This window comes from Hymenobacter elongatus, assembly GCF_004745955.1.
Classification (GTDB): domain Bacteria; phylum Bacteroidota; class Bacteroidia; order Cytophagales; family Hymenobacteraceae; genus Hymenobacter; species Hymenobacter elongatus.
On sequence record NZ_SRLD01000010.1, the window covers coordinates 1 to 23293 of the forward strand.

The 23293-nt window shown below is 62.3% G+C and carries 13 protein-coding genes and 1 pseudogene; 3 read left to right on the plus strand and 11 right to left on the minus strand.

Annotation, left to right across the window (positions count from 1 at the left end):
• Positions 1–262, minus strand: a pseudogene (locus E5J99_RS21595) (M1 family peptidase); the annotation flags it as partial.
• Between the two features lie 79 nt (positions 263–341).
• Entirely contained in the window at positions 342–1262 is a 921-nt protein-coding gene (locus E5J99_RS06630) for an AraC family transcriptional regulator (protein ID WP_135496939.1), read from the minus strand.
• Between the two features lie 136 nt (positions 1263–1398).
• On the opposite strand from E5J99_RS06630, the gene E5J99_RS06635 reads away from it, so the two are divergent.
• Both E5J99_RS06635 and E5J99_RS06640 read left to right on the plus strand, forming a co-directional pair.
• Complete coding sequence (locus E5J99_RS06635) at positions 1399–2925, plus strand: aldehyde dehydrogenase family protein (protein WP_135496940.1); 1527 nt, start codon at positions 1399–1401, stop codon at positions 2923–2925.
• A gap of 151 nt (positions 2926–3076) precedes the next feature.
• Positions 3077–3487 carry a DUF779 domain-containing protein gene (locus tag E5J99_RS06640; RefSeq protein WP_135496941.1) on the plus strand — a complete coding sequence of 137 codons (411 nt, stop codon included), beginning with the start codon at positions 3077–3079 and terminating at the stop codon, positions 3485–3487.
• 104 nt (positions 3488–3591) lie between these two features.
• Here the strand turns inward: E5J99_RS06640 and E5J99_RS06645 are convergent, their stop codons facing one another.
• The 8 genes from E5J99_RS06645 to pbpC all read right to left on the minus strand — a co-directional run bounded on the left by E5J99_RS06645 (position 3592) and on the right by pbpC (position 17033).
• Complete coding sequence (locus E5J99_RS06645; protein ID WP_135496942.1) at positions 3592–4059, minus strand: YybH family protein; 468 nt, start codon at positions 4057–4059, stop codon at positions 3592–3594.
• Between the two features lie 86 nt (positions 4060–4145).
• The gene (locus E5J99_RS06650) at positions 4146–4694 is read right to left on the minus strand and encodes a hypothetical protein (RefSeq protein ID WP_135496943.1); all 549 of its coding nucleotides are present in this window, start codon (positions 4692–4694) and stop codon (positions 4146–4148) included.
• A gap of 196 nt (positions 4695–4890) precedes the next feature.
• Positions 4891–5808 (minus strand): alpha/beta hydrolase, encoded by a 918-nt coding sequence (locus E5J99_RS06655; protein WP_135496944.1) that lies wholly within the window; start codon positions 5806–5808, stop codon positions 4891–4893.
• Between the two features lie 191 nt (positions 5809–5999).
• Positions 6000–9230 (minus strand): efflux RND transporter permease subunit, encoded by a 3231-nt coding sequence (locus E5J99_RS06660; RefSeq protein WP_135496945.1) that lies wholly within the window; start codon positions 9228–9230, stop codon positions 6000–6002.
• A 172-nt stretch (positions 9231–9402) separates the two neighbouring features.
• Positions 9403–10548 carry an efflux RND transporter periplasmic adaptor subunit gene (locus tag E5J99_RS06665; RefSeq protein ID WP_135496946.1) on the minus strand — a complete coding sequence of 382 codons (1146 nt, stop codon included), beginning with the start codon at positions 10546–10548 and terminating at the stop codon, positions 9403–9405.
• Between the two features lie 170 nt (positions 10549–10718).
• Positions 10719–12068, minus strand: coding sequence for a TolC family protein (locus E5J99_RS06670; RefSeq protein WP_135496947.1), 1350 nt, complete (start codon positions 12066–12068; stop codon positions 10719–10721).
• 415 nt (positions 12069–12483) lie between these two features.
• Complete coding sequence (locus tag E5J99_RS06675) at positions 12484–14007, minus strand: TSUP family transporter (RefSeq protein WP_167852021.1); 1524 nt, start codon at positions 14005–14007, stop codon at positions 12484–12486.
• Between the two features lie 644 nt (positions 14008–14651).
• A complete protein-coding gene (pbpC, locus tag E5J99_RS06680; RefSeq protein WP_135496949.1) occupies positions 14652–17033 on the minus strand; it encodes a penicillin-binding protein 1C in 2382 nt (793 codons plus the stop codon).
• 79 nt (positions 17034–17112) lie between these two features.
• Here pbpC and E5J99_RS06685 point away from each other — a divergent pair, with 79 nt between their 5' ends.
• Positions 17113–17712 carry a Uma2 family endonuclease gene (locus E5J99_RS06685; RefSeq protein WP_135496950.1) on the plus strand — a complete coding sequence of 200 codons (600 nt, stop codon included), beginning with the start codon at positions 17113–17115 and terminating at the stop codon, positions 17710–17712.
• A gap of 16 nt (positions 17713–17728) precedes the next feature.
• On the opposite strand, the gene E5J99_RS06690 is transcribed toward E5J99_RS06685, so the two are convergent.
• Complete coding sequence (locus E5J99_RS06690; RefSeq protein WP_135496951.1) at positions 17729–23191, minus strand: alpha-2-macroglobulin; 5463 nt, start codon at positions 23189–23191, stop codon at positions 17729–17731.
• Between the last annotated feature and the right edge of the window lie 102 nt (positions 23192–23293).

Here is a 23293-nt window from a genome sequence, read left to right on the forward strand (position 1 = left end):
TAATATCCATGCCCTTGGCGTCGAGGCGCAACGAGTCGGTGGCGTAGGCATAGGGCTTGAGCGTGAGCCAGGCTTTGCCGTAGAGGTAGCGCTTGGCGTAGTCGAAGCGCACGTCCAGCTTGGTGTGCACCAGCGCGTTGACTTTGGTGTCGGTGGCGCGGTAGGGGAGCTGGGGTTCGGTGGTGGCCGTTAGGCGGGGAGCTTGGGCAAAGCTGGCTGTAGCTGTTAATAAGCTGACGCTCAGGGTTAAGATTTTCTTCACGAAACGCAGGGATAGGGAGAGGGAATAGCCTGCGTGAAAGTAACCGTTCCGGGAACAAAGGCTGCAACAAGGGGCGTACTCATCCCAAACCGCACTGCTTTTTATACAAGCCTGGTGTGATGCCCTCGTGCTTCTTGAAAATGCTCTGGAAGTAAGCCGTGTTGTTGAACCCGGCCCGGAAGCACACGTCGGCCACGGTCGTCACCGGGTTGCGCAGCAGGCGCTTGGCCTCGGCCATGCGCTCCTGAATAATATATTCCACCGGCGTCAGGCCAAACTCGCGCTTGAACAGGCGGAAAAAGGTGGCCTTGCTCATGCAGGCCAGCTCGCTTAGCTTTTCCACCGTTATCTGCTCGGTGAAGTGGCGCTTGATGTACTGCACCACGTGCGCGAAGCGGTGGGAGGTGAGGTGCTGGGCGTAGTTCTGAAAAATAGTCTGGCGGGCGTTGGTCTGCATCAGCCGAATCAGCAGCTCCTGCAGCGTGAAGCCGGCCAGCACATCCTTGGCGGCGTGGGTTTCCTGCGACAGATGAATCAGGCGCTCCAGCGTGCCGTTTAGCTCGGGCGTGTTGGTGAGGTGGGCATTGTGGCTGGTGGCCAGGTGCCAGGGCGCGTGCTCTTCGGCCAGCGGAAACTGCTCGTTCAGCAAGTCAATAGTGCGCCGGATAGTATCGGACGGAATGGCCACGGCCAGGCACTGGGTGGGGTTGTTGAGCGTGGCCTCGGGGAAGTCGATGACCATCACCTGCTGCTCGCCCACAATCACCGACTCGCCGGGCAGGTAGTCGAAAGCCGGTTGGCCGGTTAGGTGCATCACCTTTTTGCCGCGCAGCATGGTAGTCAGCACCAGGTTGCCCATGCTGAGCGGCACCTGCTGGGCCGTTTGGTGGGTTTCGAAGATGTTGAGCTCAAAGGCATCGAGCGAATACACGGTGCGGTTTTCGACCAGCGTCGTCAGGTCGTCCGGGGCATGCAGGGCCGGCAGCAGTCTGTGGTTCATGGCTATGACAGGGAGGCTAAAGACACGGTGAGGAAACTTGCGACTATTCCCGAGCTTGTTGAGAGAATACTACATATTTTCTGGCAGGAACTACAACTATCTTGTAAGTAAGTACTCACTTCTAAACCACCCCTGCATGGAAACGTTAGAAAAAGCGTCCACTCTCATTGCCCGTCCTCAATTTAAGTCTCATTACGACAATTTCATCGGGGGCAAATGGGTAGCGCCAGTGAAAGGCCAGTACTTCGATAATCCCTCACCCATCGACGGCAAGGCTTTTTGTAAAGTAGCCCGTAGCACCAAAGAAGATATCGAGCTGGCCCTCGATGCCGCGCACGAAGCCTTCAAGACCTGGGGTAAAGCCTCGCCCATGACCCGCAGCAACGTGCTGCTCAAGATTGCCGACATCATGGAGGCCAATCTGGCCCATCTGGCCGCCGTCGAAACGGTGGAAAACGGCAAGGCTATTCGCGAAACGATGGCCGCCGACCTGCCCCTGGCCATCGACCACTTCCGCTATTTCGCGGGCGTAATTCGGGCCGAAGAAGGCTCGGCGACGGAGCTGAACCAGGATACTCTGTCGCTCGTGATTCAGGAGCCGCTGGGCGTGGTAGGCCAGATTATTCCCTGGAACTTCCCGCTGCTGATGGCCACCTGGAAAATTGCCCCGGCCCTGGCGGCCGGCTGCTGCGTGGTGGTGAAGCCCGCCGAGCAAACCCCGGCCAGCATCATGGTGCTCATGGAGCTGATTCAGGACGTGCTGCCCGCCGGGGTTATCAACGTGGTAAACGGCTTCGGGCTGGAAGCCGGCAAGCCGCTGGCCAGCAATAAGCGGGTGCAGAAGGTGGCCTTCACCGGCGAAACCACTACCGGACGCCTTATTCTGCAATACGCCGCCGAAAACATCATTCCCGTGACGATGGAGCTGGGTGGCAAGTCGCCGAACATCTTCTGCAAGTCGGTGATGGACCACGACGACGATTTCCTCGACAAGTGCCTCGAAGGCGCGGCTATGTTTGCCCTCAACCAGGGTGAAATCTGCACCTGTCCCTCGCGCCTGCTCATCCACGAGGACATTTACGACGAGTTTATGCCCCGCCTGATCGAGCGGGTGAAGGCCATTAAGCTCGGCCACCCGCTGGACCCCGAAACCATGATGGGAGCCCAGGCCAGCAACGACCAGTACGAGAAAATCCTGAGCTACCTCGAAATCGGCAAAGCCGAAGGGGCCGAGGTGCTGGTGGGCGGCGAAGCGCACTCCCACGACCACGAGGAGCTGACGGAGGGCTACTACATCAAGCCCACCATCTTCCGGGGCCACAATAAAATGCGGATTTTCCAGGAGGAAATCTTCGGCCCGGTGCTGTCCGTGACGACGTTTACCGATAACGACCACGCCATCGAGCTGGCCAACGACACGCTCTACGGCCTCGGGGCCGGCCTCTGGAGCCGCGACGCCCACGAGCTGTACAAGATGCCCCGCGCCATTCAGGCCGGCCGCGTGTGGGTGAACTGCTACCACGACTACCCCGCCGGGGCTCCCTTCGGCGGCTACAAGGCCTCCGGTTTCGGCCGCGAAAACCATAAGATGATGCTCGCCCACTACCGCCAGACCAAGAACATGCTTATCAACTACAGCCAGCAGAAACTGGGCTTCTTTTAAGCCGGTACCTTCAGGCAAAGCGTAGTAAACAGAACGTCATGCTGAGCGAAGTCGAAGCATCTCGCGTGCAATGGTAATCAAATACTAGTGCGGGAGAGATGCTTCGGCCAGCTCAGCATGACGTTCTCCTGTTTTTCAAACTTCCCTTCCCATGTCCCAGCCCCCAACTCCCCGCGTCCTCGTAACTCCCGCCGCCGAAGCCACCATCGACTTGCTGCGCGATGAGCACGGCCCGCTTATGTTTCACCAGAGTGGGGGCTGCTGCGACGGGTCGTCGCCGATGTGCTTTACCAAGGGCGAGTTTCGGGTGGGCGGCAACGACGTGTGGCTGGGCCAGATCTACGGCTGCGACTTCTTCATGAGTGCCTCCCAGTTTGAATACTGGAAACACACCCAGCTCACCGTCGACGTTACCAAAGGTCGTGGGGCCAGCTTTTCGTTGGAAATTCCGATGGGCGTCCGCTTCCTGATTCGCTCCCGGCTTTTTACCCAGGAGGAAGAGCAGAATATGGCAATCGTGTATGACGGGGAAGAATATTTGACCCGGCCGATGGAGGCCTAAGACGTATAGTCTCACACACACAAAAGAGCCCCAACAGCATTTGTTGGGGCTCTTTTGTGTGTAGTAGCGCGGACTTTACGTTCTGCGGGCTTTGCGGTAACTTCTTAGCGCACCCGTACCGGTAAGCCTTCGAGCTGGGCGTAGCTAAGTTTCCAGGCACCTTTCGGGTTCTTCTTCCACAGCAGGATGAAGTTGCCTTCGCCCACGCCCATCGGGGTGCCGGCAGTGGTCGGAATAACATCGACGACGTAGGTGCCGCCTTCGTAGGCCGTTTGGGCGTCGGTGGCAGAGCTGGCTACGTTGAGGCGCAGATTGGAGATGGTCCCCATCGTTTCGCGCACCCACCGGTTCGATACTTCCGACTTGCCCTGGAAGTGAGTTTCGCCTTGTAGGAAATGCACGTCGTCGGCGAAAAGCGTATCGAGCTGAATGGAGTTTTTGCTGTTCCAGGCGCTGATGAACTGCTGGTTGAGGGTTTGCGCCGTTACCGCCGGAGTGGCCGGGTCGGCCGTTTTGGTGCAGGAAGTGGTAAGGGCGGCCGCGAGGGGCAAAATCCAGAGGAAGGACTTCATAAAACCAGAGTTTGGTGAACGATGTAAAAGAATTTCGCCGACTCCGGCACGGGGCTGGAGTCGGCGAAAATAAGGGAAATCCGGACTTACCAGCTTTTCCGACGAACTTCCGACGTCGAGTAAGCGCTGTTCCGAACGCCGTAAGTTTCGTTGGGCAGGTAGCCGGCGGCTACGGGGCCGTTGGCACTAGTCAGCATCATGGGCGTGTTGGCGGCAAAGCCATTGGCCATCATGGGGTACTGCTGCTGCTGTTTCTGGGTTTGGGCAGCCAGGGAGGCTTTGCGCTCGGCGGCATCTACGCGGCGAGCCAGAGCGGCACGGTCGGCGCGGGCTTCGGCGGCGCGGTTGGCGTTGGCCCGCTCAATAGCGGCTACCCGAGCAGCTTCCTTCCGCTTGTTGTCGGTGCGCTTGCCAATAGCGTAGCCGATACCAGCACCAGCAACACCACCTACTACGCCACCCACGGCGCGGTTGCGCTTATGAATAATAGCACCGGCGGCACCACCACCCAAGCCGCCAATGACGGCACCTTTAGCCTGGGGGCTCCATTTTTTTCTCTCCTGAGCCTGAGCCATGTTGCTGAACGCGGCGGTGAGCATCATTACCAGGGCGAGAACTAAACTGACCTTTTTCATGATTTTTACTTTAAGGGTTCAGAAAACACTACTTCAGTTATGAACAAGTGTTTTGCAAGCACCGTGCCAGTACGGCGGCCCGAGCTGCAAGGTTGGGGTGAGCCGCCACAGCCGGCACGGCAGAAAAGTGGGCTGTTGGTAGCGTAAGCATACGCCCAGACAGAAAGTTTTAGCGGCTTGTTAAGCCCAGAGGCGCTTACCGGTTTAGCCAGCCGTTGGCGTCAAGCCAGTTCTGGAACCGGTCGATCCAGGCGTCCTTCGTGGTCTTGTTGTTCAGGCCGAAGCCGTGGCCGCCTTTCGGATATAGGTGCATTTCAACGGGCACGCCGTTGCGCAGGCAAGCCTCGTAGAAACGCAGGCTGTTCTGCACCTTCACCGTTTTGTCGTCGGCGGCGTGCATCAGGAACGTGGGCGGAGTTTGAGCCGTGACCTGCTGCTCGTTGGAATAGAGACGAATCTGGTCGGGCGTGGGCGCGTCGCCGAGCAGGCTTTTGCGCGAGCCGGCGTGGGCCAGGCTATCGGTGAAGCTGATGACGGGATAGAGCAGTACCAGAAAGTCGGGGCGCACGGAGGTGTTGTCCTGGTTTTCGCCGGCGGGCTTGGCGAAGTGGGTGCCGACTGTGGCTGCCAAATGGCCGCCCGCCGAAAAGCCCAGCAGGCCGATGCGGGCGGGGTTCACGCCGTACTCGGCAGCCTTTTGGCGCACCAGGCGCAGAGCCTGCTGGGCGTCCAGGAGCGGAGTGGTGGCTTTGTCGGGCTGGCTCTGGTCGTTGGGCAGGCGGTACTTGAGCACAAAGGCGGTGATGCCCATTTCATTCAGGCGCTTAGCTACCGCGGTGCCTTCATTATCCATCGAGAGCCGCACGTAGCCGCCGCCGGGGCAGATGATGACGGCCGTGCCGTTGGCCTTGTCTTTGGCGGGCCGAAAAACCTGGAGCGTCGGCTGCACCACATCCGACACCTGCACGCCACTAGCCAGCGTGATGCTGATTTCCTGTACGCTGCTGGCTATGGAGTTGGGAATAGTGCCGGAATAAAGCGACACTATGCCCTGGGCGGCTAACAAATGAGTAGAGAGAATGAACACCAGAACAGTGAAGAGGAGCTTTTTCATATGCGAAGCCCAGTAGAAGTGCGGGAGCAAGAACAGATCGGCTCAATAATACACAAAGCCCAGCCCGTATTGGTAAGGCTTGCGGCTGGGGGCAACACGAAGTACTACTTTGCGAGTCCCTGAACGATGGTCGTTTTATAGAAACAGCCTCCGCCACGGCCCGCGAAGTGGAACGTCGCGTTACGGTCACCTTAGTGAGCCGGCAGCAGATTAGAGTCGTCGGGGCCAGGCTTTGCCTGCTCGGGCGCGGGGCCGCCGTGCTCCTCGTCGGGCTTGTAGCCGGCTTCCAGCTCAGCCAGCTTTTCCCGGCCGTAGGCGAAGCGGGTAATCAGCACGTAGAGCACCGGCACGATAAAGATGGCCAGCAGCGTAGCCGACAGCATGCCGCCGAGCACGGTCCAGCCGATGGTCTGCCGGCTCTGGGCGCCGGCCCCGGAGGCAAACACCAGCGGCAGCACGCCCAGGATAAAGGCCAGGGACGTCATCACGATGGGCCGCAGGCGCAGGCGCACGGCTTCCAGCGTGGCGTCGACCAGCGGCATGCCCTTATCCACCCGCTCCTTGGCAAATTCGATGATCAGGATGGCGTTTTTGGCCGACAGGCCGATCAGCGTAATCAGGCCGATCTGGGCGTAAACGTTGTTGGTGAGCTTGGGCAGAAACGTGAGGGCCAGAATAGCCCCGAAGGCGCCCAGGGGCACGGCCAGCAGCACCGAGAAGGGCACCGACCAGCTTTCGTAGAGGGCCGCCAGCAGCAGAAACACAAACACCAGCGACAGGGCGAAGATGTAGACCGTCTGCCCGCCGGCCAGCTGCTCTTCCCGGCTCAGCCCCGAAAACTCGTAGCCGTAGCCCTGGGGCAACGATGCGGCGGCGGTTTCCTCCAGGGCCTTCAGCGCGTCGCCGGAAGAGTAGCCGGGGGCCGCGTTGCCGTTGATTTCGGCCGAGCGGAACAGGTTGTAGTGCGAGATGAGCGGGGCGCTTTCGGTGCGCTTATAGCTGGTGAGCGTGCTCAGCGGTACCATGCCGCCCTGGCTGTTGCGCACGTAGTACTGGCCCAGGTTGCTGATGTCGCCGCGGTACATGCTGTCGGCCTGGGTCACGACGCGGAAGTTGCGGCCGTACACGGTGAAGTCGTTCACGTAGGCCGAGCCCAGGTAGGTGCGCAGGGCCGTGCCGATGTCGGACACCGAGACGCCGAGCTTCTTGGCCTTCTCCCGGTCGATGGTGAGCTGGTAGCCGGGCGTGTTGGCGGTAAAGAACGAGAAGGGCCGCACAATCTCCGGGCGCTTGCCCAGCGCGGCCACGAACTTCTGCAGGTTGGCGTCGAAGGTGCGGATGTCGCCGCCGGCCTCGCGCTCCTGGAAGATGAAGGAGAAGCCGCCGCTGTTGCCCAGGCCCGGAATGGCGGGCGGCGAGATGACCACGATGTTGGCTTCCCGCAGGCGGCTCAGGCGCTGCTGCACGGTGGCAATCAGGGCCTGCAGCTGCTGCGCCTTGTCCTTGCGGTCGGCCCAGGGCTCAAGCTGGCAGAACACGGTGCCGCTGTTCGACTTGGAGGAGAAGTTGACTACGTTCAGGCCGCCCAGGCCGGCATAGTGCTTGATGCCCTTGATCTGGCTCAGCTCCTTCATCACTTCTTGCAGCGTGCTCACGGTGCGGGCCGTGGAGGCAGCCTCGGGCAGGGTGAAAGTCACAAACAGCCGGCCCTCGTCCTCGGTGGGGATAAAGCCCGAGGGCTTGCTGCGGAACAGCAGCCCGGTGCCCACCACGATGCAGAGCAGCAGGATGACTACCAGCCGGGAGTTTTTGATGCTCCGCTGCACGCCGCTGCCGTATTTGCCCGTCACCTTGTCAAACCAGGTGTTGAAGCGGAAGAAGAACTTGTCGAGGCCCGTCGAATTCTCGTCGCGCTTGTGGGGCTTGAGCAGCAGCACGCACAGGGCCGGGGTAAGCGACAGGGCCACGAAAGCCGAAATGACCACCGAAATGGCAATGGTAATGGCAAACTGCTGGTAAAGCCGCCCCGTGATGCCGGGAATGAACCCCACGGGCACAAACACGGCCGCCAGAATCAGGGCAATGGCAATGACCGGGGCCGAGATTTCGCGCATGGCCGCCAGCGTGGCGTCCAGCGGGCTCAGGCTCCGCTCGTTCATGTTGTGCTCCACGGCCTCCACCACCACAATGGCGTCGTCGACCACGATGCCGATGGCCAGCACGAAGCCGAACATGGTGAGCGTGTTGATGGTGAAGCCCAGCGGAATGAAAAAGATGAACGTGCCGATGATGGACACCGGAATGGCCAGCACCGGAATCAGCGTGGAGCGCCAGCTTTGCAGAAACAGGAACACCACGAGAATCACCAGCCCCAGGGCTTCGAGCAGCGTGTGCAGCACTTCCTCAATCGACACCTTCACCACCGTCGCCGACTCAAACGGCACCACGTAGTCCAGGTCGGCCGGAAACTGCTTTTTAAGCTGCTCCATGGTCTGGTTCACGTTCTCGTAGGTGTCGAGGGCGTTGGCACCGGGCGCCTGGTACACGAGCAGGTAGGCGGCGCGCTTGCCGTCCACAAACGAGTTGTTGGCGTAGTTGAACTTACCCAGCTCCACGCGGGCCACATCTTTGAGGTAGACCACCGAGCCGTCGGCGGGCCGGGCCTTGATGATGATGTTGCCGAACTCCTCGGTGTTGGTCAGGCGGCCCTTCACAAACACGATGTACTCAAACGTCTGACCCGTCTGGGCCGGCGGCGCGCCGATGGAGCCGGCCGCAATCTGGGCGTTCTGCTCCTGAATGGCGGCCGTGATTTCCTGGGCCGTCACGCCGAGCTGGGCCAGCTTGTCGGGCTTGAGCCAGATGCGCATCGAAAAGTCGTCGGCGCGGCTCACAATGTCGCCCACGCCCTTGGTGCGCAGCAGCGCGTCCTTAATGAACACGTTGGCGTAGTTGTCGAGGAAGGTGGTGTTGTGGCTGCCCTTGGGCGCGTACAGCGCCACCAGCATCAGAATGCTGGGGTTGCGCTTGCGCACGATCAGGCCCAGGCGCTGCACTTCCTGCGGCAGCGTGGGCTGGGCAATGCCCACGCGGTTCTGCACGTCGAGGGCCGCGATGTTGATGTCAGTGCCGACTTCGAAGTTCACCGTCATGCTCATCTGCCCGTTGCTGGTGCTGTTGCTTTGCAGGTAGGTCATGCCCGGCGTGCCGTTCACCTGCACTTCCACCGGCGTGGCCACGGTCTGCTCCACGGTCTGGGCGTCGGCCCCGGTGTAGGTGCCGCTCACCGACACCGTCGGCGGGGTGATTTCCGGGTACTGGCCCACGGGCAGATTCAGGATGGCCAGCCCGCCCACCAGCACTATCACCAGCGAGATGACGATGGCCGTAACGGGACGCCGGATAAAGGTTTCTGCAATCATTGTGGATAGCTAATGGCTGACAGTAGATCAGGCTGTTCCTGGAAAACAAGCTGCTGGCCTGTGAATAAGGGCCAGACTTTCATTGTACTCGCAGATTATTTTTTCTGTGAATACAGCCTCTATTGTACTCACAGAAAAAATAATCTGTGAGTACAGCCACCGGGCTGGCCGCTTACTTAGCTGTCGCTGTGCCCGGCATTCCAGCGGCGGCCGGTGGGCCGGCCTGAATCGGGCTGCCGTCGCGCAGGCGCTGCACGCCTTCGGCCACCACCTGGTCGCCGGCCTTGATGCCGTCCATTATCACGATCTGGTCGCGCAGGCGGGGGCCGAGCTGCACCTTGCGCTGGCGGGCCTTGCTGCTGTCGCCGGCCACGAACACGAAGTTCTCGCCCATCTGCTCCACAATGGCTTTGTAGGGCACCACCAGCCGGCGGCCCGACTGCCGGTTGAGCACGCGCAGCACGCCGCTCAGGCCATCCTTCAGCCGGCGGTCGGGGTTGTCGAACTGCACCCGCACCCGCACCGTGCCGGTCTGCTGATTCACGCCCCGGTCGATGGCCAGAATCCGGCCCGGCTGGTCGTAGGTGCTGCCGTCGGGCAGGTCGAGGCGGAAGGTGGAGTCGCTCGGCAGGCCGCGCTGCTGCAGGTCCACGAAGCGGGCCAGGTCGCCCTCGGTCACCACAAAGTCTACGCCCATCGGGTTTTCGCCGCTGATGGTGTTCAGCAGCGTGGCCCCGGCACTCACCTGGGAGCCCAGCCGCACCTGCGAAATGCCGATACGGCCGGCAAACGGCGCCTTGATCAGGGCAAAGTCGAGGTCGGTGCGGGCGGAGGCGACGCCGGCCTGGGCCTCGGCAATCTGGGCCTGGGCGGTGGCGTAGGCGGTGCCGGCATTGTCGACAATCTGGCGGGCAATGGCGTCCTGCCGGAGCAGGCGCTGGTAGCGGTCCAGGTTTACCCGGGCATTCTGGGCCAGGGCCTGGGCCGTGCGCAGGCCAGCCAGAGCCTGCTGGTAGGCTGCCTGGTATTTGCGGCGGTCAATTTCGTAGAGCGTTTTGCCCTTCGGCACCAGCTCGCCTTCCTTGAATGAAATGGCCGTCACGAAGCCCGTACTCTGGCTGCGCAGCTCCACGCTGTTGATGGCTACCACGGTGGCCGGGTACTCGTCGTAGTACACGGCCTCGGTGGTGCGGGCGGCTACCAGCGTCACGGGCGTGGCCGGCGGCGGCCCGGCGGGCTTATCGGCTTCCTTGCTGCCGCAGCTGGTTTGGGCAAGTAGGCTGGCCGCGCAGGCCAGGGTCAGAAGAAGCTTGTTCATATTATCGGGAAAGCGGGAGCAGGGAAATCTTGCAATAGATCAGAACGTCATGCTGAGCTTGTCGAAGCATCTCGCGTGGCGTCGTTGGTTTAGTAATCAGACGTCAGCACGCGAGATGCTTCGGTCCCTGGCTTGATGCGCCACATGCTCAGCATGGCGTTCCGGGTTATTTAATAGTTGACCGGCAGGCTGCCTTGGGCGCGCAGCAGATCGACTTTGCTGCTGAGCACCTGAAACAGGGCGCTGTAATAGTTGAGCTGGGCGGTGCGCAGCGTCGTCTGGGCCACGATGACGTCGAGGTAGGTTTTGATGCCTTCCCGGTATTGCAGGTCCACCACCGAGTACACTTCCTTCGACAGCGCCAGGTTGCGCTGCCCGATCAGGTAGTCGGCGTAGTAGCCCTTGTACGCCGCCAGAGCCTGCTCAAACTCAGTGTTGATGCTGTTGCGGGCCGCCAGTATCGACTGGTCGAGGCGCTGGTCGCCGAGGCGGACGCGGCGCAGGTTCTGCAGGCGGCGCGTGCCTTGGAAGATGGGCAGACTCAGCTGCAGACGGGCGAAGGAGCTGGGGAAGCGCTGGCTGTACAGGTCGCCGAAGCGGTTGTTCTGAAACGCCGCGTTGTAGTTGCCGAAGGCCGACAGGGACGGCAGAAAGCCCCAGCGGTAGTAGCTGATCTGGGCTTCCTGCAGGGCTTTCTGGGTTTGCAGCTGCTGAATTTCGATGCGGTTGGCCGCTTCCAGCACCACGGTGGTGTCCACGGCCGCGTCGCGCATGAGCTGCAGCGTGTCGTACTGCAAGGCCAGGGGCTGCTGCCCGGCCCGGCCCATGAGCTCCTTGAGGGAGGCCGACTTGGCCTTGATGGCCTCCACGGCCTGCTTGCGGGCCACGATGGAGTTGTTGAGCGAAATCTCAGCCTGCTTGTAGTCAATTTTGTCCACGATACCGGCGTCGTAGCGGGCCTTGGCGTCTTTGAGGCTGCGCTGCAGCCGCACGATGTCCTCGCTGAGCACGTCGAGCTGGCGCTGGGAGAGCAGCACGTCGTAAAAGGCCTTGCTCACGCTGCTCACCACATCGATGCGTACGGTGGTGCTGTTTTGCTGGTAGAGCTGCCGCGAGGGCCGGGAGCTGCGCAAGGCCAGCAGCACGTCGTTGTTGTAGATAGCCTGGGTGCCCGCCAGCCCGATGGTGGAGGTGTTGTTCAGGCCTATCTGCCGGGGCACGCTCACGCCCTCGGCATTGGGAAACACGGTGTAGGGCAGCTGAAAAAAGTGCTGGCCGGTGGCGTTGAGCGCCAGCTGGGGCAGCCAGCCGGCCAGCCCGATGCGGATGTTGGCCTCGTTGGTTTCCTCATCGATGCGGGCCTGGCGAATCAGCGGCTGGTTTTGCAGGGCAAACTGCAGGCACTGCTCCAGCGAGTAAGGGCTGGCCGGTGGCGGGGCCGTGGGCTGGGCCAGTGCCAGCAGCGGCGTGAGTAGCAACAGGCCCAATAGCGGCCAGATAGCTTGAGGTATTTTTTTCATAGCAAGTAAGCAACACAGCTCCCCACGAGGGGAAGCTGCCGCAACAGGTAGAGGACTACCGCCGGTAGCAGGAGTAGGGGCGGGTAGCGGTAGCTGGTTGGGAGAACAGCTACCAGGAGCGGAGGGCAGGAGCGGTAGTGTGAAAGCACCGCCGGAATAGCGGCGTTCAGCTGGCAGGGGCAGGCACGTTTTGCCATGCTACCATCGGGGCTGCTCCGGCAAGCGAAGTCAGCCGCAAGCCTGGTAAACCGAAGAATAAAAGAAAGATTGTGCCTCTGGCCGCGCCTTCGAGGGGCGGCGGGCCGGTACTCGGCATCCGCCGCGAAGAAAACAGGCGGCTTGATCTGGCGTTAAAAAAGCCGGAAGGCACGCTTCTTTAACGCCAGATCAGGCAGGGTACTGCCAAATGCCCCTGCTACATAAAGAGCTTACGCAACGCCCACAGGCTCCACACGATTACCATCAGGCCCACGCCCACGAACATCCAGCGCGTGGGAATGCGGCCCGCCAAGCGGGCCGCAAGCGGCGCGGCGGCCACGCCGCCGACCACCAAGCCCAGAATAATCTGCCAGTGCGTGATGCCAATGGTAGCGAAAAACGTAACGGCGCTGGCAAACGTGACAAAAAACTCCGTGACGCTCACCGAGCCGATGACATACTGCGGCGTGCGGCCCCCGGCAATGAGGGTGCTGGTTACCAGCGGCCCCCAGCCCCCGCCGCCAAACGAATCGAGGAAGCCGCCAGCCGCCGCCAGCAGCCCCAGCTTTTTGTGCTTGCGGCGCGGCCCGGGCTTACTGAAGGCTTTGGTGAGAATGCGCGTGCCCAGCAGCAGCAGATACACGGCCAGCAGCGGCTTCACGTAGGCGGCGTACTGCTCGCCGAAGCGGGAAAGCAGATACGCCCCCGTGATGGCACCCAGCACGCCCGGAATCAGCAGCACTTTGAACAGCTTCTTGTTCACGTTGCCGAAGCGGTAGTGATGGTAGCCCGATGCGCCGCTGGCAAACATCTCGGCGGTGTGAATGCTGGCACTCACGGCCGCCGGCGCAATGTTCATGCTCATCAGGCTAATGGCCGTCACGACGCCGTAGCCCATACCCAGGAGCCCGTCGATGAGCTGGGCCCCGAAGCCGATGGCTACAAAAATGTAGAACATGCGGGCGTTGGTAGCCACGTCCCAGGCCTGCTGCCAGGTGAAATAGTAGGAGAGGATATTGAACACCAGCATGGCCGCAAAGGCCAGCAGCGAAGCCGTAGCCAGCTTGCGCCACCGGGCCGCCGCCGGCGACTCGTAGGCCGGCCCACCGGCCAGCTCGGCTGTCACGGCATTCAGCGACTTCACTTTGTTGGCAAAGTCGCCGGCCAGCCTGCCCCGAATGATGGTCATGTGCTGGAGTACTTCCTGCAGCTCATTGGGCAGGGCGTCGGTCAGCACCGAGCGCAGGCGCTGGGCCACCGTGGCCGACTTGCCGTTGGTGGAAATAGCAATTTTCAGGTCGCCTTTCCGCACGATGGAGCCCAGGTAGAAGTCGCACTCCTCGGCCATGTCAGCTACGTTGCAGAGCAGGCCCAGCTCGGTGGCGTGGGCCTTGATGCCGCGGTTGAGCACGGGGTTATCGGTGGTTACGAATACGATGTCGTGTCCCACCAGATCGGTGTGGGTGTAGGCGTGCTGGCGCAGCTGGAGGTCCGGAAAGTCCTGGGCCAGCACCAGAATGCCGGGCAAAAATGACTTGCTCACTACCGTAACGGCCGTGGCGGGGCTGTTGCCCAGTATAGCGGTCAGCTTCTCCAGGCCCAACGGGCCGCCGCCCACCACCAGCACCCGAAACTTTTCCAGCTTCAGAAAGATGGGAAACAGGTTATTGCCCGCTTCTGCGGTGGCCGGGACAGGGCCCAGCGGCGGCAAATCGTCTTCAGCGGGAAGAGGCGTTGTCATAGCAGGAAAGGTGGCGGGCGAAAGGGCGGAAGCGGCAGAACGTGTGCCAGGCATGAAAGTTCAAGCCATGCGTGGTAGCCAGCCCGGCCGCCGAGCGGCGCACCACGAAGGTGCCGCGCCGCTCGGCGGCCGGGCTGGCAGGGTGCTTTCTTCGTCCAACATTTCCCGGTAGCGTTTGTTGAGTTGCCCGCCCGCGCGGCTGGCTTGCAGGTATAAAGTAGAACGCCCAACGGCTTTGCCCATCAGCCCACTCTCGGCCAGCTACGGTCGGGCGCAGCCGTGGGGCCGTCAGTCGTCCGAATCGGGATGCCGTCGTCGGCTCGGTAGCATGTCCGAATGACAGTGGCCAGTCGATCATGTAGTTGCGGAAGGTAGTGCTCTGCTTCCGCAAACGCTAAGAAGCTGTTTGAGTTAGCAAAAAGCTGGCATTGTGATGTAGAGACGCATAATTGCGTCTCGCCGCTTGCGCCTCAAGGCCAGGTTTTGTTCAATGATGAGACGCAGCTATGCGTCTCTACATCATTCCTGATACCTGAAAAAATTAACTCAAAACAGCTTCTAAGGAACAAGTGTTTAACGTGTTGTCGGACAATGGGTTGAGTCACAGCGGCGGCGGTAAGTACCATGCAGTCTTCGCGGTTGCCTTACAATTCGCTCACACTAATCCGAATATCGGTGTTGCGGCCGTGGTCGTCGGCGCAGGATATTTTTAGGTTGCCGGGGGGCGGGCGGAAGAATACCCGCTCAGTGGCGGCGGCAGTTCGCAAAAACTGGTCGTTCACGTACCACGATACCTGCCGCACCTCGTTGTCGGTGGTGCAGCTGAGCAACAGCTGCTGCTGTTCGCCCCGGTTCAGCACATATTCGGTATTGGCCAGCGGGGAGGTGATGCCGGGCGCTTTTTCTGCCCCACCGCGCACGAGCTGGCAGGCGGGGTTATGGGGCGGCAGGCGGCGGTACGGAATGCCCTGCGCATGCTTAAAAGCCGCGACTTCCGGTAGCAGATTCGGATAGAGTGCCCGCCGAAAACCGGCCGCCGGGGCGCAGGCCCGGCAAAACAGGTACTGCTCATCGGCCGAAACCAACACCTCTTTCTGGTGCTGGCAGCGCCGGCTGGCCGACACGCCCGGCAGAAAATAGTCGATGAGCTGATGGGGGCAATTCTCGCCCGGCGGCAGGCCGGTTTCGGCGCATACCAGCCGGAAGTCCAGCGTGGCCGGGGGGTGAAACCAGTTGTTGGGCGAGTTGTAGGCCAGGGCGTTGAACAGATCGAACAGCAGCGGCGTGGCCACGTCGGAGCCGGTGAGGGCCGGGCTGCCCTGCCCGCTAAAGTTGCCGACCCACACCCCGATAGTGTACTCTTTATTGTAGCCGATGCTCCAGGCATCGCGGCGGCCGTAGCTGGTGCCGGTTTTCCAGGCAATTTTGGGAAGCCGAATGCTGGTTTCGTAGCCCACGGGCAAGTCGGGGCGGGTGAGCTGGGCCAGAATATCGGTGATGAGAAAGGCGGAGGCGGGAGAGACTACCGAAGAAGTAAGGAGGGAGGGTGTAGCAGCAGGAAGTGGTTCGGCCGGCTGCGGTTGCCTGCTGGGGCGTTTCTGCTCAATCTTGGTTCTTACTTCCTGCTTGTTGCTTGAGAAGCGAAGCGGCGCGTAGTGTCCCCCGTTGGCCAGCGTCACATACAGGTTCGTGAGCTCCTCCAGCGTAGCGCCGCAGCCACCCAGAATAGTACTCAGGCCCAGGTGCGGTGCGGTGCGGGCCACAGTCCGGAAACCGGCCGCCCGCAGCTTAGCGGTAAAAGTGGGCACGCCCAGATCCGATAATACCCGCACGGCCGGAATATTGAGCGAGTACGCCAGGGCCCGGTCCAGCGGCACCTCGCCGTGGCAGCGCTTGTCGAAATTCTCGGGCTGGTAGCCGCCAAAATTCGTGGGTACGTCGGGCAGCAGCAGTTTGGGCGTCACGAGGCCTTTGTCCAGGGCCAGGGCGTATAAAAACGGCTTGAGCGTGCTGCCGGGCGAGCGAATAGCCTGCACGCCGTCGTTCTGGCCTTTGCTGAGCACATCCTCGAAATCGGCGGAGCCCACGTACGCTTCCACCGCGCGGCTACGGTTGTGGATCACCAGCACGGCGGCGTTGGTAATGCCCAGCGCGTGCAGGCGGCGCACGTAGTTGCGGGTCAGGTCTTCGGCCTTGGCCTGTTTGTCGCGCCGCAGCGTGGAGGTGGTGATGGCCTGGCCCGGAAACTGCCGCACCAGCCGCCGCGCCAGGTGCGGAGCCAGAGCCGGGGCGGCGTGGCGCTGCACCTCCAGCGGCTCCAGCAGGGCGTTGTCGATATCCTGTTTGGGGAATACCTTTTCCGCGCCAAACCGTCGTAGCCAGCGGTTGCGCTCCCGCAAAATAGTGGCGTTATTCTTTCCCAGCACCAGTCCCCGGGGGCGGTTGGGAATAATAGCCAGCGTCACGGTCTGAGCCAGGGAGAGGTAGTCGGGCGGCTGCTGAAAATACAGCAGCGCCGCCGATTTTACGCCTTCGATATTGCCCCCGTAGGGCACCAGGTTCAGGTAAAGCTGCAGAATCTCATCCTTGCTGTAGTGGGCCTCCAGCTGCACGGCGCGCAGCATTTCCAGCAGCTTGTTGGCGGTGGTGCGCTCCTTGGGCTCCAGCAGCCGCGCCACCTGCATGGTAATGGTGCTGGCTCCGGTGGTGCGGCCCGTGCCAAACAGGTTGCGCCCCGCCGCCGTGAGAATAGCCAGCGGATTGACACCGAAATGATAGTAGAAATACCGGTCTTCCTTCGTAATGATGGTGCTGCGCAGAGCCGGTGTAATGTCGCGCAGCTCGGTTTTCATGCGCCACTTCTGGGTCGGGTTCAGAAAGGCGTGCAGCACCGCGCCATCGGCGGCCAGCACGATGGGCGAATACTGCGGGGCAGGCGGCAGCGGAAACAGGTGGTTCAGGCCCAGTAGCCCGAGTAGCACGAGCAGCAGGCTCACCAGAAGTCGTATGGTCGTCTGCCGTTTCATAGGGTGCAAGATAAGCGTCCGGCCGCCCGCGCCGGTAGATTTGCGTTGTATATTCGTTCGTCAACTCCTGTCTGCCGCCATGACGCCCATCACCGACTTTTCCCAGCTCGACCTCACCAAAACCTACACCTACGCCGATTACCTGACGTGGCGGCTGGAGGAGGTGGTCGAAATCATCAGGGGCCGGGTGCGCCGCACGAGCCCCGCGCCATGGGTGCGGCACCAGACTATTTCCTTCCGTCTTAATACACTGATCGGAATAGCCCTGCGGGGAACCAACTGCCAGGGCTTTGCCGCACCCTTCGACGTGCGCCTGACCCGCGCCACTGCCAACGGCGACGCGCAGATTACCACCGTCGTGCAGCCCGACCTCTGCGTCATCTGCGACCCGGCGAAGCTCGACGAGTTTGGCTGCGTGGGCGCGCCCGACTGGATTATCGAAATCCTGAGCCCCGGCAATACCGTTCACGACAGCAAAACCAAGTTCGAGCTCTACGAGGAAAACGGCGTGCGCGAATACTGGATGGTAGACCCCGGCCTGAAAAACGTGGTGGTATACACGCTGAGCGAGGCCGGCCAGTATGAGCTCCAGGGCGAGTTCTACCAGCCCGGCCCTATTCCCGTCGCCACCCTGCCCGGCCTGCTGCTGGAATGGGCGGAGGTGTTTGAGGGCGTGTAGCCACGGGGGGCGTCAGCTACCGCACCCGCACCACGCCCGCTCCATTGTAGGAGTGGTACTCCGCGTTGTACATAGCATCGGCACTCACCGGACCCAGCCGGAACGTACCCTTCGACACGGCCCGGGCCACGTAGTAGAACGACTTGGGCGCGGTGGTAACGGTGGTGAACAGGTTAATCCGGTCGTCGCGCAGGTCCAGGTAGTCGGGCTGGGCTGCATCCTGGGCCCAGGTGATGTCGCGCACGGCGCCGATGCGCGGGTTCTCGATTTCCAGGCCGGCGGGCAGCAGGTCCGTAATAGCCACGTTCTTCACTTCCCCGGCCGCATCGGCGCTCTGGATGGTGATGCGGACGATGACCAGGTCGTTTTGGCGGAAGGTGGCGGAGCCCACGGGGTTGCCGCTGCGGTCCAGAAACTGCCGGCGCACTTTCAGGTAGGCATCTTCCTCGCGCACGGTGTTGGTGGGTGATACGCCCTCGGTTTCCCAGAAGTAGTAGAGGCTGCCGCGGCCGGTGGTGCGCAGGGCCAGCCGGCGGTTGGCCACGTTGTTTACCGTGAGGTCCTTGCCGGAGAACCGGCCGATTTCCTTCGCGTCGGCCAGAATAGCCGCCGTGACGGTGCTGGCGGCATTCCGGCGGGCTACTTTGCCCAGGGCCAGCAGGGCAAACGCCCGTTCCTGGGTGCTGAGCCAGCCGGCCTGCTTCACCTGCCGGCTAAGCTGGCGGGTGAGCCGGGGCACCATGGCGTTGGCGGGGTCGGCTTCGAGCAGGGCGTTCAGGATCAGGGCGTCGTCGCGCAGGGGCGAGTAGAAGCTGCCGTCGAGGGCGCGGCGGGCGGCACGGTCGGTGAAGGTGGTGGGCAGCAGGTCGCGGAAGCCGCGCTGGTTGCCGCCGATAGCCTGGGCGGCGGCCAGCAGGAAGCGCGAATCCTGGGCCAGCAGCTGGCGGTTGGCTTTGTAGTAGTTCAGGGCCACGGCATCCTGGCGGCCGGACAAGGCCAGCACGTACACCGAGTAGGCAATTTCCTTTTTGGCAATGACCTTGCGGCGGGCGATGTTGCTTACGTCGAAGTAGTCATACTCCTCCGTTTCGTGCTTGCGGGTGCAGGCCTGCAGGTATTGGAGCGTCTTGTCGAGCGTACTCTTGTTCACCTCGAAGCCGGCGCGCTGGGCTTCGAGCAGGAAGTGGGCGGCGTAGGCCGTAGACCACCAGTTGTCGTAGTCGCCGCCGGGCCAGTAGCTCAGGCTGCCGTTGTAGAGCTGCTGGGCCTCGATTTTGCGGATGGCTTCCTGCACGTTGTAGTTGGGGTTGAAGCGCGTGCCCTTGGCTTGCTTGCCGGATTGCTGACCCAGCGTGGCCGTCAGGTCGCCGTAGTAAAGCTGGGGGAAAGCGGCCGACACGGTTTGCTCCAGGCAGCCGTAGGGATACTGGAGCAGGTAGCGCAAATCCTTGGCAAACTCCGTCATCGGCGAGCGGCTCACCACCAGCTGGCTGCGCAGGGTGGCCGGCAGGAAGTCGGTTTTCAGGTTCAGCTGCTGGGCACTGCCGCCCTGCACGACGCCCGAGCCGGTGACCTTTTGCAGTGGGGAAGCGGGGCGAACGGGTATTTCGATGGTTTCAGTGAACACCTCTCCTGCTGCCTGCACAGAAGCTACCACAGTGCCGTTGCCAATACCCGACGGTGCCAGTACTTTGAATAGGGTGCGCTGCTCGGCGTTGGGCCGCAGCGAAATGCTTTGAGTAGCCGCTCCAACTAAACGCAGTGGCCCGTTTACCTTAATTGTAGCAGTGCCGGAAGTCGTTTTACCCGTCGTATTCGTCAGCGTCACGGGCACGTCAATCGTGTCGCCGGGGCTGAGGAAGCGGGGCAGGCTGGTGCTGATAACCACCGGGTCGGCGACGCGCATGGTTTGCCCGGCGCTGCCGAAAGCATCATCCTTGTAAGCCACGGCCATGATGCGCACGGCTCCGCTGAACTGCGGAATACGGACTTTGTAGCGCACCTTGCCGCTGGCGTCGGCGCGGAGCACGCCGCTCCATTTGGCCAGCAGCTGCACCCGGCGCGAAGGCACGGGCGTGGTGCGGCGGGAGAGGTCGGCGCCGTCGCCGCCGGAGGAGCTGGTGCCCAGCTCGGGCAGCAGAAAGGGGTACACGTCGTAGGCCTGCACTTCCAGGGCGCGCTTCTGGTAGAAGTAGCCGTAGGGGTCGGGCGTCCGGGTATCCTTCAGCTGCAAGATGCCCTCATCGACCACCGCAAAGGTGACCGAAGCGCCCGGCGCGGTGCTGGCTTCGATGGTCTGCCAGGTCTGGGAGCGGCTCTGGGCAGGGGCCTTAATGGTAATGGGCAGGCGGGTGCCGGGCTTTTCCACCGTGAGCGGTACGAAGCCCCGGGCCACGGTGAGCGGCAGGCGGTTGTCGGTGATTTCGCGGATGGCGGTGGCCGTCACGTAGATGTTGGGCACGTGGTTGCCCCGGATTGGGATGCTCACCCGCGCCGACTTCTGGTCGGTGGTCACGTAGAAATGGTCGATAACCCGGTCCCGCTCCACCGTCACGAGCACGCGGCCGGGGAAGGGCGTTTTGAGCAGGAGTTTGGCCGTTTCACCGGGCTGGTACTTGGCCTTGTCAGCTTCAATGGTGACTTCGCCCTCGTTGTTGACCTCGAAGGAGTTGCTCTGGGTGTCGCCGTAGCCGTAGGCGTAGAAGCGGCTGGCCACGTAGGTAGCGGCACCCGGCCGGGACACGCGCACCTCGTACTCGCCGGAGGAAGCGGGCGTGAAGTCGAGGCTGGTTTCGGTGCCGATGGTGCGGTTTTGGGTCAGAATGGCCTGCTCGCGCTTCTGGGAGTTGTACCCGTAGCGCCCACCCTGGCGCTCAATAACGGTTTCCCACAGCAGCCGCACCACCCTGATTTGAGCGGCGGCGGCGGTCGGCTGACCTTTGGGCGTGAGGGCCACGAAGCGCAGCGGCAGCGGCTGGCGCGTGCTCACCAGCTCGGGCAGGCGCTGAATCCCGAACAGCACCGGCTGGGTCTGCACCTCGAAGGTAGCCAGGCGGTTTACGGGCCGGCCGCTTTCGTCGAACACCGTGGCGAAGGCCGCGCCTTCCAGGGTACCGAGGTCGGCGTAGGCGGGTACTTCGTAAGCCGCCGTGCCCTGGCCGGAGGCGTCGGTGGTGCCTTCGCGGGTGGTTTTCTCGAAGCGGTCCGAAATCGAGGTGTTTTCTTCTTCGCCGAAGTTCGTGCGCTTCCGCTCCCCGGTGCTGATGTTAAACTCGTAGCCGGGGTAGCTTTTGGGGTTGAAGGATTTAGCCTTCAGCGAGAATTCCACCTCGAACCTGCGGTCGGCGGCGGGCGGGCCAAACAGGTTCAGCGCCGTGATGCGGGCCGTCACCGACTGGCCGGGGCGCACCACGGCGGGCGCGGCTTGCACCGTCACCTTGAGGCGGTCGGGAATGAATTCCTCGACCGAGATTTTGCGCGAAGTCAGCAGCACGTCGTTGCCGGTCAGCACTTCCAGCGTGTAGAGGCCGGTCATCACGGCGGGCGGCAGAACAAAGCGCGACTCAAACGCGCCGTCGGCGGAAAGCTGCTTGCGCAGGCTGGCGTATTCCCTGCCGGTGGGCAGCAGCAGGCGGATTTTCACCGGCAGCCCGGCCGGCGGGGCCTGCCAGCTTTCGGTGCGGACGACGGTGTTGGTGCGGATGGTGTCGCCGGGGCGGTACAGGTCCCGGTCGCCGTAGAGGAAGGCCTGGTAGCGGGCCGCGTTGCTTTGCAGCCCGCCCACGTCGAAGCGGGAGGTTTCCACCCGGCTGGTGGGCAGGTTCAGAAAGGTGAAGTCGGACCCGCGCTGGGCCGTAACCATGCTCAGGCGGAAGCGGCTGGTGGCGGCCGTGCTGTCGAACACGGCCACGCCCGCGCTGTTGGTGGTACCCGAGCTAATCACCTGGTTGTTGGTGCTCACAAACCGCACGCTCACGCCGCCGAGGGGCGTAGCATTCCGAATGGAGTTGGCAAAGACCAGCGTGCGGCCGGCCTGGCCCTGCTTCACAATCAGCCCAATGTCGGACACCGAAACCAGCTTGCTCACCTGCAGCCACTGCCGCTCGGTATCCTGCACCTTCACGATGTAAAGCCCCTTCATCGGCCCGGTAAACTCCAGGTCTTTCAGACTCAGGTTCAGCAGCCGCAGCCCGTTTTGTTTGGGCAAACCGGCCACGGAGTAGGTGCGCTCGGTCAGCACGCTGCCCAGCGTTTCGACGTCGTAGTAGTTGTAGGATTTGTCTTCGTACTCGCCGCCTTCACTTTCGCCCCCGCCTTCCTCGTCGTAATCGTAGCCGTACTGCTTGCCGCCGCGCAGCAGCTGCTGGATGTTGTTGGCGTAGACCTTGGCAATGGTGACCTGCACCTTTTCGACCTCGGCGATGCGTACGCCCAAATTGCGCGAACCCAGCGCATCGAGGTACAGGGCCTTGTCGCCGTTGGCGAAGCTCAGGCTGGGCCGCTCATCCACGAAGGAGGCGGTTTGGGTAAATGGTTCGGCCAGCTGCCCGCCCAGCAAGCCGCGCATACCGCTGCGCAAGCTGAGCTGGTAGGTTTTGTCTACGTCGAAGCCGCCCTTGAGCACGAAGCCGCTTTCCAGCGCTTCCACCGCATACTCCACCGCCGGCGACACGGTGAGCAGCGCCGGAATTTCGGTGGCCGATACGGGCTGGTTGGTGAGCACCGTAATGACTGGGTCGCCCTCCACGATGGAAGCTACCACCTCGCGCACCAGCAGCGTCTGCTGGTCGGGCACGGCTACCTGCGCCGTCAGGGGCCGCTTCGTTGCCTGGTCAGAACCCAGGGCGCGCAGGCCGGGCGCTACTTCCAGCGTCACGGGGGAGCCAGGGCGCACGTCCTGGGTCAGGGCCACGCCCACGATGCTGTCGGCTTCGGCCGATACTACCTCAAACGCCACGGGCTTGCCGTCCTGGGTTACGCGCAGCAGGGGCTGCAGGTCGGCGGGCTGCACGGCGTAGTTGAACAGCAGGTTGGCGCGCATTTCGGCCGACCCCGCCACGCGCCGGCTCTGGCTCCAGAACAGCTGGGGCTCGTGCATCTGCAGGGCCGGGGTGTGAAACTTCGTCCGGCTCAGCGCGGGCTCCTTCTTCAGCTTCAGCGCCGCCAACGCTACCGGCCGCCACTGGGCCTGAAATGCCGTGGCGGGCCGAAACGGCTCGGCGGGCGAAAACGTCAGCTCCCGGTCGTTGGTCCACTTGAACTTACCGCGCACGGCGGGTTCGAACTGCACGTACTGCACCGTATCCCAGCGGCTCACGCGGCCTTCGCCCACGGGCTCATCGAAGGTAAAGCTGATGTTCTGGTAGGGGCTGATTTCCTCGCCTTCCGTGGTTGAGGCAGTGTCATCAGGCTTGGAGCAGGCGTACAGCAGAGTCAGCAGCACCAGCAGCGGCAGGTGGAGCATTCGGGAGGGCAGCATAAGGGGATAGGAGGGGAGTGGAAGGACGGGGGAAGGTATAGAGAAAAGGGGATTGTTGGTAGAATGGAGGCAGGCTTATAGCAGAGCGAATCCAGCCTTACC